At 72.8% G+C, this 15,611-nt stretch carries 12 protein-coding genes; 3 read left to right on the top strand and 9 right to left on the bottom strand.

Translation table 11 applies throughout. The annotated features are described in order from the left end of the window. Nucleotides 1-164 precede the first annotated feature (164 nt). The 5 genes from narI to GD748_RS03125 form a co-directional block, all read right to left on the bottom strand. A complete protein-coding gene (narI, locus tag GD748_RS03145) occupies nt 165-944 on the bottom strand; it encodes a respiratory nitrate reductase subunit gamma (protein ID WP_152193720.1) in 780 nt (259 codons plus the stop codon). Beyond that, on the bottom strand, nt 941-1,639 hold the full coding sequence (narJ, locus tag GD748_RS03140; protein WP_152193719.1) for a nitrate reductase molybdenum cofactor assembly chaperone: 699 nt from the start codon (nt 1,637-1,639) through the stop codon (nt 941-943). The genes narI and narJ overlap by 4 nt, the downstream gene beginning before the upstream one ends. Continuing rightward, complete coding sequence (gene narH / locus GD748_RS03135; RefSeq protein WP_226920695.1) at nt 1,636-3,519, bottom strand: nitrate reductase subunit beta; 1,884 nt, start codon at nt 3,517-3,519, stop codon at nt 1,636-1,638. Before narH ends, narJ begins: the two co-directional genes overlap by 4 nt. 108 nt (nt 3,520-3,627) lie before the next feature. Continuing rightward, the gene (locus GD748_RS03130; RefSeq protein WP_152193718.1) at nt 3,628-7,398 is read right to left on the bottom strand and encodes a nitrate reductase subunit alpha; all 3,771 of its coding nucleotides are present in this window, start codon (nt 7,396-7,398) and stop codon (nt 3,628-3,630) included. 47 nt (nt 7,399-7,445) lie between these two features. Beyond that, on the bottom strand, nt 7,446-8,597 hold the full coding sequence (locus GD748_RS03125; protein WP_452176678.1) for an MFS transporter: 1,152 nt from the start codon (nt 8,595-8,597) through the stop codon (nt 7,446-7,448). 566 nt (nt 8,598-9,163) lie between these two features. Here GD748_RS03125 and GD748_RS19770 point away from each other — a divergent pair. Both GD748_RS19770 and GD748_RS03115 read left to right on the top strand, forming a co-directional pair. Beyond that, nucleotides 9,164-9,721, top strand: a complete 558-nt coding sequence (locus tag GD748_RS19770) for a MogA/MoaB family molybdenum cofactor biosynthesis protein (protein ID WP_452176672.1) — start codon at nt 9,164-9,166, stop codon at nt 9,719-9,721. Next, a complete protein-coding gene (locus GD748_RS03115) occupies nt 9,718-10,671 on the top strand; it encodes a sulfite exporter TauE/SafE family protein (RefSeq protein ID WP_152193715.1) in 954 nt (317 codons plus the stop codon). Before GD748_RS19770 ends, GD748_RS03115 begins: the two co-directional genes overlap by 4 nt. 240 nt (nt 10,672-10,911) lie before the next feature. Here GD748_RS03115 and mobA read toward each other — a convergent pair whose 3' ends face one another. The 4 genes from mobA to GD748_RS03095 are packed head-to-tail and all read right to left on the bottom strand — an operon-like array spanning nt 10,912 to nt 14,732. Next, the gene (gene mobA / locus GD748_RS03110) at nt 10,912-11,571 is read right to left on the bottom strand and encodes a molybdenum cofactor guanylyltransferase (RefSeq protein ID WP_152193714.1); all 660 of its coding nucleotides are present in this window, start codon (nt 11,569-11,571) and stop codon (nt 10,912-10,914) included. Next, nucleotides 11,571-12,044 carry a cyclic pyranopterin monophosphate synthase MoaC gene (gene moaC / locus GD748_RS03105; RefSeq protein ID WP_152194352.1) on the bottom strand — a complete coding sequence of 158 codons (474 nt, stop codon included), beginning with the start codon at nt 12,042-12,044 and terminating at the stop codon, nt 11,571-11,573. The genes mobA and moaC overlap by 1 nt, the downstream gene beginning before the upstream one ends. A gap of 5 nt (nt 12,045-12,049) precedes the next feature. Then, nucleotides 12,050-13,333, bottom strand: a complete 1,284-nt coding sequence (locus tag GD748_RS03100) for a molybdopterin molybdotransferase MoeA (protein WP_152193713.1) — start codon at nt 13,331-13,333, stop codon at nt 12,050-12,052. A 25-nt stretch (nt 13,334-13,358) separates the two neighbouring features. Then, nucleotides 13,359-14,732 (bottom strand): ThiF family adenylyltransferase, encoded by a 1,374-nt coding sequence (locus tag GD748_RS03095; protein WP_152193712.1) that lies wholly within the window; start codon nt 14,730-14,732, stop codon nt 13,359-13,361. Between the two features lie 95 nt (nt 14,733-14,827). Between GD748_RS03095 and GD748_RS03090 the strand changes: the two genes are divergently transcribed. Further along, a complete protein-coding gene (locus tag GD748_RS03090; RefSeq protein WP_152193711.1) occupies nt 14,828-15,586 on the top strand; it encodes a hypothetical protein in 759 nt (252 codons plus the stop codon). Nucleotides 15,587-15,611 lie beyond the last annotated feature (25 nt).

The raw sequence follows: 15,611 nt of genomic DNA, 5'->3' as shown, positions 1-15,611 counted from the left end.
GCTCGCCGCGGGTGCTGCCCTCATTCTGGCCCGATCGCGGCACGACCGGTGCGCTGTCACGACCGATGGCCCAGCCTGCCGCCGCGCAGTGCCTGCCGGGACGGCGAAGGCCGGCCACCCGCGGTGACCGGCCTTCGCAGCGGGACGGATCGGGACCCGGGCGTTCAGGACTTGGTGCTCGTGGGCCGTCGCCGGCCCCTGGGAGCCGTCGACGGCTCCCAGCCCGGGCGTGGCTCGCGGGTGCCGTGGGCGCGCTCGTCGTCGCGGGAGCGGTACACGATGTACGGCCGGGTGGAGTACTGGACCGGTGCGGAGAACGCGTGCACCAGCCGGGTGAACGGCCAGATCATGAACAGCAGGAAGGCCGCCGTGATGTGCAGCTTGAAGGGCAGCGGCACGTCCGCCATGAGCTCGGGCATGGGCTGGAAGTACAGCAGCGACCGCAGCCACGGCGAGATCGTCTCGCGGTAGTCGTAGCCGTGCGCGTCGCCCAGGATCTGCGTCTGCACGGTGGCCCACATGCCGAGCAGGATCGGCACGGCGAGCAGCACGTACATGAGCTTGTCGACGCGGGTGGTGGCCAGGAAGACCGGGCCGGTCACGCGCCTGCGGTAGATCAGCAGCGCGAGCCCGACGATCGTCATCAGTCCCGCGATCGAGCCCATGTAGGTGGCGACGAAGTGGTACGCCACCTCCTTGAAGCCCACCGCCTCGGTCCAGTCCTTGGGGATGAGCAGCCCCATGAAGTGCCCCAGGCCCACGAAGATGATGCCGAAGTGGAACAGGGGCGAGCCCAGGCGCAGGATGTTCTTCTCGTACAGCTCCGACGACCTGGTGGTCCAGCCGAACTTGTCGTATCGGTAGCGCCAGATCAGCCCGACGACGAACACGGCCATCGCGACGTACGGGAAGACGACCCACAGCAGAATCGTGCCGGCACTCATGCCCGCACCTCCTCGTTCCGCGCCCCGCCCGGGGCGAACGGTTCCAGCGGTCCCATGGCGCTCAGGCCGACCATCTCGGTGGGCGGTCCGGCGGTGATCAGCTGCAGCAGCCGGTCCTCGGTCTCGGCGCTGGGCCTCGGCAGCACCAGGCACACCGCCTCGACGACGGCGGCGTAGGGGCTGCCCATCGACGTCAGGGCCGAGCGCAGCACCTCGATCCCCTCGCGGTGCGAGGCCAGCAGGGCAGTCCCGAGCTCGGCGTCGCCGGCGGCGGTGAACTCCAGCACGATCGGCAGGAAGTCCGGCAGCTCGTTGCGGTCCAGCTCGAAGCCGCCGGCGCGGTAGGCCTCGACGAAGCGCACCAGCGCGGTGCCGCGGCGGCGGGTGTCCCCGGTGAGGAAGTACGACAGGTACATCGAGCACTTGCGCTTGAGGTCGAAGGTCTCGACGTAGTGCCGGGCCAGCGCCTGCGGGTCCCGGCCGAGCGCCACCTCGAGGAAGCCGGCGAGGCGCTCGCGCACGGGCGCCGGCAGGCCCCCGATGCCCCCGGCGACGACGGCCATGCGCTCGAGCCGCTCCGCCGTCGGGTAGTCCAGCAGGACGGACGCCGCCATGCAGGTCAGGGCCCGCTCCCGGTCGGTGACCGGGACGGGCTGCAGCGGCGTCAGACCGGGAACCCGCAGGAAGCTGCTCATCGTGGCTCCTCGGGCCGGGCGTCCGGCGCCGGGTCCTCGCCCGGCGCCGCGGGCTCGTCGGGTGCGGACCGGCCCTGGGTGCCGTGCGTCGCGGCCAGGCCGGCGACGTCGTCGGTCGGGTGCGCGTCGTCGGTCGCCACCCCGGGGAAGCCTCCGGGGTAGGGGTCGTCGGCGAACGTCCCTGGGGCGGCGTCGGGGTCGGCGACGGCGAGCGCGGTGGGTGGCGTGGCCAGGGGCTGCTGGGGCGGGAAGAGCCCGTCGGTGCGGCCGCCGCGCCCGTCCCAGTTGAGCAGGTTCACCCGGGTGGGGCCGGTCGGCGTGTGCGGGTCGTCCGCCGTCTGCCGCTGCTTGAGCGCGTGGAAGTTCTCCACGCTCGCCGGCGAGGGCTGGCCGGAGGAGGAGCCGAACGGCCCGCTGCCGCCCATGCCCGGCCCGCCCTCGAAGTCGAGCGAGCAGGCCATCTCCTCCAAGTTGGCGGCGGCCTCGGCGTGGGCGGTGGGGATGACGTACCGGTCCTCGTACTTGGCGATGGCGAGCAGCCGGTACATCGCCTCGATCTCGGCGCCGGTCATGCCCACCGCGGCGGCCGTCTCCTCTTTCGGGGCGTTGCCCAGGTTGATGTCGCGCATGTAGGAGCGCATGGCGGCCAGGCGGCGCAGCACCTTCTCCACCGGCCCCGTGTCCCCGGCGCTGAAGAGCTCGGCGAGGTACTCGAGCGGGATCCGCATGGTGGAGATGGCCGTGAGCAGCGTCTTGGCGTCCTCGCCGTCGTTGCCCGAGGAGGTGACGACGTCGACCACGGGGCTCAGCGGCGGGACGTACCAGACCATCGGGAGGGTCCGGTACTCCGGGTGCAGCGGCAGGGCGATCTCGTAGTCGGAGATCAGCTTCCAGATGGGGCTCGACTGCGCCGCGGTGATCCAGTCCTCGGCGATCCCGTCCCGGCGGGCCGCGGCGACGACCTCGGGGTCGTGCGGGTCCAGGAACACCGAGCGCTGGGCGGCCAGCAGGTCGTGCTCGTTCTCGACGGCGGCCGCCTCGCCGACCCGGTCGGCGTCGTACAGGACCAGGCCGATGTAGCGCAGCCGGCCCACGCAGGTCTCCGAGCACACGGTGGGCAGGCCGACCTCGATGCGCGGGTAGCACAGCGTGCACTTCTCGGCCTTGCCGGTCTTGTGGTTGAAGTACATCTTCTTGTACGGGCAGCCCGTGATGCACATGCGCCAGCCGCGGCACTGCTCCTGGTCGACGAGGACGATGCCGTCCTCCTCGCGCTTGTAGATGGCGCCGGACGGGCAGGAGGCCACGCACGAGGGGTTGAGGCAGTGCTCGCAGATGCGCGGCAGGTAGAACATGAAGCTCTTCTCGAACTCCATGGCCACGTGGTCGCTCATGTGCTTCAGGACCGGGTCCTGGGTGGCGATCTCCTGCGAGCCGCCCAGGTTGTCGTCCCAGTTGGCCGACCACTCGATCTTGTGGTCCTCGCCGGTGAGCAGGGACTTGGGCCGGGCCACCGGGGTGTGCCGGGAGTCCGCCGGGGCGGACAGGAGCATGTCGTACTCGTAGGTCCAGGGCTCGTAGTAGTCCTGGATGGTCGGCATCTTCGGGTTGGAGAAGATGGTGGCGAGCTTCTTCAGGCGTCCGCCCGCGCGCAGCTTGAGCTTGCCGCGCTTGTTGCGGACCCAGCCGCCCTGCCACTCCTCCTGGTCCTCGTAGCGCCGGGGGTAGCCGAGGCCGGGGCGGGTCTCGACGTTGTTGAACCACACGTACTCCATGCCCGTGCGGTTCGTCCACGCCTGCTTGCACGTGACCGAGCACGTGTGGCACCCGATGCACTTGTCGATGTTCATCACCATCGACATCTGCGCCATGACCTTCATAGGGTCACGCTCCCCCTTCGCTCGTACCTCGCTGCGGAGTTCGCCGTTCCGTCATACGGTCACGCTCGCCCTCGTTCGTACCTCGCTGCGGAGCTCGCCGTTCCGTCATCAGTACTGCACCTCCTGGCTGCGGCGGCGGATGACCGTGACCTCGTCGCGCTGGTTGCCGGTCGGGCCGATGTAGTTGAACGCGTAGGACAGCTGCGCGTAGCCACCGATGAGGTGGCTGGGCTTGAGCAGCACGCGGGTCAGGGAGTTGTGGATGCCGCCGCGGTTGCCGGACGTCTCGGCGAGCGGGACGTCGATCGTGCGGTCCGTGGCGTGGTGCATGTACACCGTCCCCTCCGGCATGCGGTGGGAGACCACCGACCGGGCCACGACGACGCCGTTGCGGTTGTACGCCTCGATCCACTCGTTGTCCTTGACGCCGATCTTCGCCGCGTCCTTCGGGGACATCCAGATGTTCGGGCCGCCGCGGGAGAGCGAGAGCATGAACAGGTTGTCCTGGTACTCGGAGTGGATCGACCACTTCGAGTGCGGCGTGAGGTAGCGCACGGCCACCTCGGCATGGCCCTCGGAGCCCGGGGCCCCGGTGGGTGAGGTGTCGCCCGGGATCGCGTCGCCGAACAGGCGGTGCATGTCCAGCGGCGGCCGGAAGACCGGCAGGTTCTCCCCGATCTCGCTCATCCAGTCGTGGTCGAGGAAGAAGTGCTGGCGGCCGGTCAGGGTGTGCCACGGCTTGAGGCGCTCGACGTTGATGACGAAGGCCGAGTACCGCCGTCCGCCGTGCTCGGAGCCGGACCACTCCGGCGAGGTCACCACGGCCTGCGGGCGCAGCTGCGTGTCGGCGAACGTGATCCGGGTGCCGGCGTGGTCGGCGGAGAGGTCCGCGAGCTTCGTGCCGGTGCGCTGCTCCACGTTCTCGAAGCCCTGGGTGGCCAGGCGCCCGTTGGTCGTGCCCGAGAAGGACAGGATCATCTCGCAGGCCTTGGTGTCCTTGTCCAGCAGGGGGCGCCCGGCCGCGATCCCCGACGTCGCCCGGCCGTTCTTCTTGCCGAGCGCCTGCACCTCCTCGGTCGGGTCGAACTTCACCCCCTTGGTCATCATGCCGATGGAGTCCGGCAGGGGCCCGAGGGCGTTGAACTTCGCGGAGATGTTGGGGTAGTCCCGCTCGATCACGATGAGCTTCGGCATCGTGACGCCGGGCGTGGGTGGCAGCTCGTCCATCGCGGCGACGGCGCCCCGCGGGGTGGCCAGCTCGTCCGGGGTGTCGTGCGCCAGCGGTGCGGCGATCACGTCGCGGTGGACCCCCAGGTGCCCGGCGGAGAGCTCGCCGACCTTCGCCGCGAGCTGCTGGAAGATCGCGAAGTCGGTCCGCGTCTCCCACGGCGGGTTGATCGCCGGCGTGAAGGCGTGCACGAACGGGTGCATGTCGGTGCTGGAGAGGTCGAACTTCTCGTACCAGGTCGCGGCCGGCAGCACGACGTCGGAGAACAGGGTCGTCGACGTCATACGGAAGTCGATGGTGGTGAGCAGGTCGACCTTGCCCTCGGGTGCCGTCTCCCGCCAGACCATGTCCCGCGGGCGGCGCTCGGGCCCGGACTCGGGCGCCCGGACGGACGCCTCGGTGCCGAGCAGGTGCTTGAGGAAGTACTCGTTGCCCTTGGCGGAGGAGCCGAGGATGTTCGAGCGCCACACGGTGAGCACCCGGGGGAAGTTCTCGGGGGCGTCGGGGTCCTCGACGGCGTAGCGCAGGTTCCCGGCGACGAGCTCGTCGACGATGTGCTGGGGGACCTCCTTGCCGGCCTGCGCCGCCTCCTGCGTGATGAGCAGCGGATTCTTGTCGAAGGTGGGGAAGCTCGGCGTCCACCCGCGCTTGACGGCCTCGACCAGGGTGTCCGCCGTCGTGCGCCCGGAGAAGGTGCCGCGGGCGAGCGGGGAGGCGAGGGTGTCGGCCGGCAGCCCGTCGTAGCGCCACTGGTCGGTTGCCAGGTACCAGAACGACGTCGCCGTCATCTGCCGGGCCGGGCGCTGCCAGTCCAGGGCGAAGGCGTACTGCTGGAAGCCGGTGATCGGCCGGACCTTCTCCTGGCCCACGTAGTGCGCCCACCCGCCGCCGTTGACGCCCTGGCAACCGGTCATCGTCGTCAGCGCGATCATGGCGCGGTAGATGGTGTCGGCGTGGAAGTAGTGGTTGACGCCGGCGCCCATGATGATCATCGACCGGCCGTCCGAGTCGACCGCGTTCTGGGCGAACTCGCGCCCGATGCGCACGGCGGCCGCGGCCGGCACGCCGGTCAGCTCCTCCTGCCACGCCGGGGTGCCGGGGGTGGAGGTGTCGTCGTAGCCGGCCGGCCAGGTGCCGGGCAGCCCGTCGCGGGCGACGCCGTACTGGGCGAGCAGCAGGTCGTAGACCGTGGTGACGAGCCGCCCGCCGACCCGGCGGGCGGGGACGCCGCGGCGGACGGCACCGGCGCCGCCGGTGTGCGCGCCGGCCTCGCCGGACTCCGCCGTCGGGGCGATGTCGAAGCGGGGCAGGTCGACGGCGACGGGCTCGGCGTCGGCGAGGTCCGCCAGGGTCAGGACGGGGTCGGTCGTGCCGAGGTCGAGGTTCCACCGGCCGGCGCCGTCGGGGCCGAAGCGGTCGCCGAGGGTGCCGTTCGGGACGACGGGCGTGCCGTCGTCGTCGAGCAGGACGGTGCGGAACGCCGGGTTCTCGGCCTTCGCCAGGTGCCCGTGGTCGGCGTCGTCGGCGAGGTCCGCGGCGGTGAGGAACTTGCCCGGGACGTAGGCGCCGTCGCGCTCGTCGAGGGTGACGAGGAAGGGGGAGTCGGTGAACCGCTTCATGTACTCCATGAAGCGCGGGGTGCGGTCCCGGACGTGGAACTCGCTGAGGATCACGTGCCCCATCGCCAGGGCGAGCGCGCCGTCGGTACCCGGGTGCACTGCCAGCCACTCGTCCGCGAACTTGGTGTTGTCGGCGTAGTCGGGGGAGACGGCGACGACCTTCTGCCCGCGGTAGCGCGCCTCGGTCATGTAGTGCGCGTCCGGGGTGCGGGTGACCGGGATGTTCGAGCCCCACATCATCAGGTAGGCGGAGTTGAACCAGTCGGCGGACTCGGGCACGTCGGTCTGGTCTCCCCAGATCTGCGGCGAGGCCATCGGCAGGTCGGCGTACCAGTCGTAGAAGGACAGCATGTGGCCGCCCATCAGCGAGTAGAAGCGCGAGCCGGCGCCATAGGAGACCTGGGACATCGCCGGGATCGGGGTGAAGCCGGCCAGCCGGTCCGGTCCGTACTGACGGGTGGTGTAGACGTGCGCGGCGGCGACGAGCTCCTCGACCTCGTCCCACGTGGCGCGCACGAGCCCGCCCTTGCCGCGGGCGGCCTTGTACTGCTTGGCGCGCGCGGGGTCCTCGACGACGTCGGCCCAGGCGTCGACGGGATCGGCGAACCGCGTCCTGGCCTCGCGGTAGAGGTTGAGCAGGGTGGCCCGCACGTAGGGGTACCGCACCCGGGTGGGGGAGTAGGTGTACCAGGAGAAGGCCGCGCCGCGCGGGCAGCCGCGCGGCTCGTACTCGGGCATGTCCGCGCCGACCGAGGGGTAGTCGGTCTGCTGCGTCTCCCAGGTGATGATGCCGTCCTTGACGTAGACCTTCCAGGAGCACGAGCCCGTGCAGTTCACGCCGTGGGTCGAGCGCACGACCTTGTCGTGGGACCAGCGGTCCCGGTAGAACGCGTCGCCCTCGCGGCCCCCCTCGAGGAAGACCGCGCGCAGGTCCGGCGAGGCCTTCGCCCGCCGGAGGAAGGTGCCGAGCTTGAGAAGGGCCTCCTCGCCGGCGCCGCCGGTCACTGATCCCTCGGGCTTCGTCGTCGTCATCTCTTCTCTCGTCCTTCCGTCAGGGGCGGCGCGGGCCGGGCCGCGTCTCAGTCGGTCCTCGAGGCGCGACGTACCGGCCACCAGGTGAAGGCGGCTATCGCGAAGGCTGACACGGCCAGCAGCACCAGGCCGAGGGTGTACTCGCCGGTCGCGCTGTACACGGCGCCCATGACCAGCGGCGGGAAGAAGCCGCCGAGGCCGCCGGCGGCGCCGACGATGCCGGTGACCGAGCCGACCTTGTCGGCCGGGGCGACCTTCGACACGAGCGCGAAGCAGGCGCCGGAGGCGGCACCGAGCGTGGCGGCGAGACCGAGGAAGGCCACCGTGCCGGCCGGCAGGAGCTCGAGCTCGAGGGAGGCCAGCGCCGCCATGGCGCCGGCGACCACGAAGCACACGGTCAGCACCGGCACCGGGTGCCACCGGTCGGAGAGCCAGCCACCGACCGGACGGGCGACGACGGCGAGCACCACGAACCCGGCGGTGCGCAGCGACGCGTCCCCGCGGCTGAGGTCGAACGCGGTGGTGAGATAGGTGGGCAGGTAGACGCTGAACGCCACGAACCCGCCGAAGCCCAGCGCGTAGATGAGGGCGAGCTGGCCGGTCGCGGGGAGCTTCACCGTCGCCCACGTGCGGGCGAAGAAGGAGCCCGTCGGTGCGGCCCGGCCCGGTGCGTCCCGCACCAGGGCCCAGGCGAGCACCGCGTAGGCGGCGAGCAGCACGGAGACCAGGATGAACGGCGCGGACCGACCGTAGGCGTCGGCGATCGCCACGGTGGTGAAGGCCGCCACCGCGGTGCCGGCGGTGCCCATCCCGAAGATGCCGAGCGCGGTGCCGCGCCGTTCGGGGGTGAACCACCGGTTGACGAAGGGCACGCCGATCGCGAAGGTCGTGCCGCCCAGGCCCAGGAAGAACCCGCCGACGATGAGCAGCGGGAAGCTGCTGGCGAGGAGGCCGACGAAGAGCGTGGGGATGATCGTCAGCAGGGTGACGACGGGGAACATCACGCGGGCGCCGAACCTGTCGGTCAGCGCTCCGACCGGGATGCGGCCGAGGGAACCGACGATGACGGGCACCGCCACGGCGACGGAGACCTCGATGGGGTCGAGGTCGAGCTCGGCACGGTAGACGTCGCCGAGCGGCCCGATGAGGGACCAGGCCCAGAAGTTCAGCATGAAGCCGAGCGTCGCGAGCACGAGCATCAGGTTCGGGCGGTTGGTCGCCTCCGTGACCGGTACCTCGCTGCGGGACGGGACGGCGGACATCTGGCTCCCCTGCTCGTGCTGCTGTGCGGCCCGGCGACGTGGCCGGCCGTGCGCCTGATTATGCACGTCGGCGGCGGTTTGATCTACCGCGCGCCGACCATTCCCGTCGGTATTTGAATTAGGTGACGAGAGGCTTTCGTAAAATTGTCCGCGAGAAGATGCGACTCTGTGATTTTCACGGTATTGGTCCGGATCGACCCGGTGTGACCAAGACGACGTCCGGTCGTGGAAGCCGCAGGATAGCGGGACTTTCGTCCCAGGGTCCGAGGACTCTTCGGCCGTCCGGGCGGGTGGGCGGAGGTGGCGAGTGGGACCGTGCCGCGGGTCGTCCGGTGCTTTGTTGCGGTGTCGCCGCGCGTTGTCCGTCGTTCAGCCGGAGTTTATCTCGATGTCGAACTACCGGGGGTATTTGTGCTGATTCTTCCGGTGCGGGCGACGTGCTCCCTCGCCGCCCGTCGCGGGCACCCGGGAGCCGGCAGCCCACCGCTCGGTACCGTGGGGTCGTGCCTCATCACCACACGCCCCGGCCGGAGCGGCCTGCCCATCGGCCCTCGGGCGCGGCGGTGATCCGCGGCGTCGTCGTGACGGTCTCGGACCGGTGTGCGCGCGGAGAGGCGGAGGACCGTTCCGGCCCCCTCGCCGCCGAGCTTCTCGCCGAGGTCGGCGTGGTGGCCGACGTCGTGGTCGTCCCCGACGGTGCCGGCCACGTGGAGAGCGCCCTGCGGACGGCGCTCGGCCGCGGCGCACGCGTGGTGGTGACGACCGGCGGCACCGGGATCTCGCCCCGGGACCGGACCCCCGAGGGGACCCGTCCGGTCCTGAGCCGCGAGCTCCCCGGCATCGCCGAGGCGATTCGCGCCCGTGGGGCCGCCGCCGTACCGGCAGCCGTGCTCTCCCGGGGGCTCGCGGGGATCGCGTCCGGACGCGACGGCGAGGCGCTCGTCGTCAACGTCCCGGGCTCGCCCGGTGGGGTGCGCGACGCCGTCGCGGTCGTCGGCCCGCTCGTGCAGCACGTGGTCGACCAGCTGCGTGGCGGCGACCACCGCGTGGTCCGCGCGTGACCCTGCTGGCTGCGCTCATCGGGCTGGCGGTCGGTGCGGTCGTCGGCGCCCTCGGCGGTGGGGGCGGCATCCTCACCGTCCCGATCCTCGTCTACCTCCTCGGCCTCGACCCCCACGCGGCGGCGACCGCCTCGTTGGTCATCGTGGGCGCGACCTCGCTGGCGGCGCTCGTGCCGCACGCGCTCCGGCACCATGTGCGCGGGCGTGAGGGGCTTGCCTTCGGGGTGCTCGGAGCGGTCTGGGCGTATCTCGGTGCGCGGCTGTCGGTCGCGGTGGCGCCCGGGGTCCTGATGGCTGCCTTCGCGGGGCTGCTGGTGGTCGTCGCGGTCCTCATGCTGCGCCGCTCCTGGCTGGCTGCCCGGATCCGCCGGGGCGGCGGTGAGACGGCCGAGGCGGCCGACGCGGACGAGGCGGCCGAGACGGACGAGGCGGCCGAGACGGACGAAAGCGACCCGAGAGCGATCGACGCGCCGCCGGACGAGGTGACGGAGACCGCCGCTGGGGTCGACGCGGCGGGACCGGCCGGGACCGGTTCGACGCCGGCCGCACGGGGAGCCGCACGCGGCATCCGCCGCGCCGTCGTCGTGCTCCTCGCCGCCTCGCTCACGGGTCTGCTCACCGGGTTCTTCGGTGTGGGCGGCGGCTTCGCCGTCGTGCCGGCGCTGGTCCTGGTGCTGAGGGTCGGCATGCGCGAGGCCGTCGGCACCTCACTGCTGGTCATCGTGCTGAACTCGGTCACCGGGCTCGCCGGTCGTGCGTCCGAGCTCGCCGCGGTCGACTGGCCGCTCGTCGTCGCCTTCGCCCTGGCGTCCATGGTCGGCGGGCTGCTCGGTGCGCGGTTCTCCCGGCGTGCGTCGGCCGACCGGCTCTCGCTCGCCTTCGGTGTCCTCCTGGCCGTCGTCGCCGTCGCCACGGCGGTCCAAGCCCTGCCGGACCTGCTCGCCGGGTGATGACCCGGGGCGCCGTTAGGTCGTTGAGCATTCAACGAGATAGGGTGGGTGGGCGGGCCATCGGTCCGCTCACGTGCCCAAGGGCGTGCTCGGAGACACATCCCGAACAACGCTGGAGTGCCAATGCGAAGCTACATCTCCTGGATCGCCGACGTCATCGCGCAGTACGAGCTGGCCGACCGCGACCCGGTCACCTTCGTCATCTGACGCCTGCCCCGTCGGCAGACGCCGAACGCCCCGTCACGGAAGTGGCGGGGCCTTGTCGTGCCCGGCGCCGCCCGCCCCCTCGAGGTCGCGCAGCTGCTCCCAGGTGTCGACGTCGGCCGCCTCTCCGGGCCGTGCGGGCACCGCGACGAGGGTGAGCCGGCGAGCGACCGCCCGTACCGGCATGCCGCGAACGTCCTCGCCGGCCAGCGCCGCCCGCAGGCGGTCGGTGCGGTAGACCGCGACGAGCCACTGCTCCCGACGGGCGTCGTCGACCAGGCACGCGCCGTCCGGGCGCGCCGCGCCGTCGTCCCCGGTGCCCGCGGCCGCCGCGAGGAGGCGTGGCACCGCGGCGCCCGCGCCGGGCACGTCGCACGCGAGGACGAGGACGACGGGCGCGGGGGCGGGGCCGAGCGCGGCGAGCCCCGCCGCGACACCGGCCACGGGTCCGCCGTGGGGCGGGTCCTCCAGGGCCCGGACCACCCCGGCCGGCACATCGACCGCAGGCGGCGCGACGACGACGACCCGGCCGGCGCCCGCCGTCGCACCGAGCGCGTGGTCGAGCAGGCGCCGTCCGTGCAGGGTGACCTCCGGCTTCGCGGCACCGCCGAGGCGTCGTCCCGTCCCGCCCGCGAGGACCACCGCGTCGAAGGCAGGTCCGGCCGCGGGTCCGGCCGGGGCGGGCCCCGAGGTCATCAGTCGCTCGGCCGGCGCCAGTCGCCGGAGCGGCCGCCGGACTTGGCGACGACCTTGACGCCGGTGATCTCGGCCGAGCGGTCCACGCCCTTGACCATGTCCACCACCGCCAGCGCGGCGACGGACACGGCGGTCAGCGCCTCCATCTCCACACCGGTGCGGTCGGCCGTGCGCACCGTGGCGGTGATGACCACGCGGTCCTCGGCGAGCTCAAGGTCGACGCTCGCGCCGTGCACGCCGATGGTGTGCGCCAGGGGGAGCAGCTCGGGCGTCTTCTTCGCCGCGGCGATCCCGGCGACGCGCGCGACGGCGAGCACGTCGCCCTTGGGGACCGTGCCCTCGCGCAGCGCGTCCATCACCGTGGCGGAGCAGCGGACCTCGCCGGTGGCCACCGCCTCGCGAACCGTCGGCTGCTTGGCGGTGACGTCGACCATCCGGGCGTGCCCGGCGTCGTCGAGGTGGGTCAGGCGGATCTCGTTCACGGCACCATCATGACGGTCACGACGTCCCCCACCGCCACGGACTCGACGTCGGCCTCGACGATCGCGAGCGCGTGGGCCCGGGCAAGGGAGGCCACCAGGTGCGAGCCCGAGCCGCCCGCCGCGGCCGGATGGGCGAGCAGCACCCTGGTGCCGGCGTCGTCCTCGCTCTCCTCGAGCACCACGGGCATGTACTGACGACGCCCTGGCGGGCACGTCCAGCCGACCTCCACCACGGCCTCGAGCAGCGGCGGGCGCAGGGTCTCGGGCTCGTCGGTGGTGCCCTGGCCGGACATGACCCGCAGCGCCGGCTCGACGAAGGCCAGGTAGCTGACGAAGACGCTCACCGGGTTGCCCGGCAGGCAGAAGATCGGCACCGCGCGGCCGCCGTCGCGCAGCACGCCGAAGCCCTGCGGCTTGCCCGGCTGCATGGCGACGGCGGAGAAGGTGACCTCGCCGAGCGGGGCGAGGACCTCCTTGACGACGTCGTAGGCGCCGGCGCTGACGCCGCCGGTGGTGACGATCGCGTCGACGTCGGGCAGGCTGTCGCGCAGCCGCGCCCGCAGCGCCCCGGCGTCGTCCACCACGGAGCCCAGCGGCACGGGCCGTGCCCCGGAGGTGGCGGCCAGGCCGGCCACCAGGGTCGAGTTCGAGTCGGGGATCTGGCCGTGCTCCAGCGCCGTGCCAGGGGCGACGAGCTCGGAGCCGGTGGACAGCACCCCGAGCCGCACCCGCGGACGCACCGGCAGCGTGCCGTGCCCGGTCGAGGCGGCGGTGGACAGCTCGCGGGCGCCGAGCTCGACGCCGGCCGGGAGGACCGGCGCGCCGACGGAGACGTCCTCGCCTGCCCGGCGCAGGTGTGCGCCCACCGCCGCGGACGCGCGGATCTCGACCACCTCGGGCAGCGCGCTGCCCGCCCCCGGGCCCACGTGCTGGTCGGTCTGCTCGACCGGGACGATCGTGTCCGCCCCGGGCGGCATCGGGGCGCCGGTCATGATGCGTACCGCCGTGCCGGGCAGGACCTCGGGACGCTCGCCCGAGCCGGCGGGCAGGTCCGCGACCACGTGCAGCCGCACCGGCGTCGTCCCGGCCGCCGTCGCCACGTCCTCGGTGCGCACCGCGTAGCCGTCCATGGCGGAGTTGTCGAAGGGTGGCACGGCGAGCGTGGCGACCACGTCCTCGGCGAGCACGCAGTCCAGCGCCTCGGTGAGCGGGACCTGCCGCGGCTCGAGCGGGGCGACGGCGGCCAGCACGGCAGCCCGGTGCTCCTCGACGGTGATCATGTGGCCCTCTCGGTCGTCGGTTCGCTCAGTAGGTGGGCAGGGTGGGGTCGATGTCGGCCACCCACGCCAGCACGCCGCCCTCGACGTTGACGGCTCGGGCCCCGGCGTCGGTGAGCGCGCGGACCGCCTGTGCCGAGCGCTGCCCGCTGCGGCAGTGCACGACCAGCTCGCGCGCGACCCCGCCGGGATGGGCGAGGTCGAGCCGGTGCACCGCGGACTCCGGGTCTGCCAGGACCTCGGCGAGGGGGATGGACACGGCGCCGGGGATCGTGACGATGCTGCGCTCGGGGACCTCGCGCACGTCCAGCAGGACGAAGTCGTCGCTGCCGCGCTCGCGGGCGGCGAGGCGCTGGGCGAGCGTGCGGACGGTGATCACCGGCAGCGCGGTCGCGGCGGGGGGCGTGGACCCCGGTACGGCGCACAGAGCTGCCGCCGGGCTGCCCGGCGGGCTGCCGGCCGGGTCGTAGCCGAGCTCGACGAGGCTCGCCGGTGCGTGGGCGCCGGCGCGGGGCCGCACGGGCAGCTCGCTCCACCGGGCCGCGAGGACGTCGAGGACGAGCACCCGGCCGAGCAGCGGCTCGCCGGTGCCCGTGATGAGCTTGACCGCCTCGGCGGCCATGATCGAGCCGACCTGCCCGCACATCGCCCCGAGGACCCCGGCCTGCCCGCAGGACGGGGTCGTGCCCTCCGGCGGCGGCGTGGGGAAGAGGTCACGCAGGGTGACGCCGGCCGGGCGGGCGGCACCGTCGTCGGGCGACGTCGTGTCCCCGCTCGCTGCGCCGTCGGGGGACGGCGGCGCACCTCCGGTGCGACCGGCGACGGGCGCGGGACCGCTTGCTGCGCCGTCGGGCCCGATGGCTGCCGGGCGCGGGCGGGACCAGAAGACGGCCACCTGGGCGTCGAAGCGCAGGATCGATGCCCAGACCAGCGGGATGCCCAGCTCGGCGCAGACGTCGTTGACGAGGTACCGGGTGGGGAAGTTGTCGGTGCCGTCGAGGACGAGGTCGTAGCCGGCGAGGATCTCGTGGGCGTTCGCGGCATCCAGGCGCAGGTGGTGCCGGATCACCTCGACGTCGGGGTTGAGGCCCGCGATCTGCTCGGCGGCGGAGTCGACCTTCGGGCGGCCGACGTCGGCGAGGGAGTGGATGACCTGGCGCTGGAGGTTCGAGGCGTCCACGACGTCGTCGTCGACGATCCCGATGCGGCCGACGCCCGCCGCGGCGAGGTACTGCAGGGCGGGGGAGCCGAGCCCGCCGGCGCCCATGACGAGCACGCGGGCGGCGAGCAGCCGGCGCTGGCCGACGTCGCCGAGCTGGCAGAGCAGGAGGTGGCGGGAGTAGCGCTGCACCTGCTCGCGGGTCAGCGGCGGACCCGGGTCGACGAGGGGCAGCAGGCGCATGGGTTCACTGTAGGCAGGTCTGCCGACGGGCGCGGCGGGCGCAGGCTGCGCCGCGGGCCGCGGCGCGACGGGGAGGGCTGCGCCACCATGGGGGTGTGGAAGACATCGAGCTCGTGCGGGCGGCCGACGGGGACTTCGAGAACTGGATCGCGCCCCGCCTCGGACCGTTCGGCGGCTGGGTCGGCTCGGTGGTCCCCAGGGGCTTCGATGCCTACGTACGCATCCTCCACCCGAGCCCCGCACGCGGCGGCGAGTGGGTGACCTGGGCCGAGATCGTCCGCCGGAACGGACGCCGGATGCACGCACTCGCCCAGTGGGAGGCGATCGCGGCGCCAGCCGTCGCGGCTGTCCCGGCGCCCGAGGCCGCATGGGCGCCTGACATCGGCAACCTGCCCCAGCACTGCCTGCACGCCCTGCTCGACGTCCTCGAGCCCTTCACCCCTGCGACAAAGACGTGCTTCTCCGCGCTGTGGGACGGCTACGGCCAGCTCCAGCAGCTCGTTCCCTACGGTTTCACCGCCCACGGGTTCGCCGAGTTCGACCGGTCCGGACCGCGCGCGCACGCCTCGTTGCAGATCCCGCAGCGCGAGTACCTCGTCTACCGCGCCCCGCTGCGCGCGGCCGCACTGATGGGCGACTGGCCGGCGAGTGACTGGTTCATCCCTCAGAGCCCGAACCTGTTCTGGCCGCAGGACACCTCCTGGTGCGTGGCCACCGAGATCGACTTCGACTCCACCGTCGTCGGCGGGAGTGCCGAGCTCGTTTCGGCGATCCTGGCGGACCCGCGGCTGGAGAGCTGGCAGGTCTCGACCGGCGACTCGCTGGCCTCCGACGGGGACAAGATCAACACCTAGTGTGGTCCGAACGGGACCATCGGGA

It is taken from the genome of Georgenia subflava (genome assembly GCF_009193155.1).
GTDB lineage: Bacteria > Actinomycetota > Actinomycetes > Actinomycetales > Actinomycetaceae > Georgenia > Georgenia subflava.
Note: the sequence above shows the minus strand (reverse complement) of the source record. Positions and strands in the feature narration are given on the sequence as shown.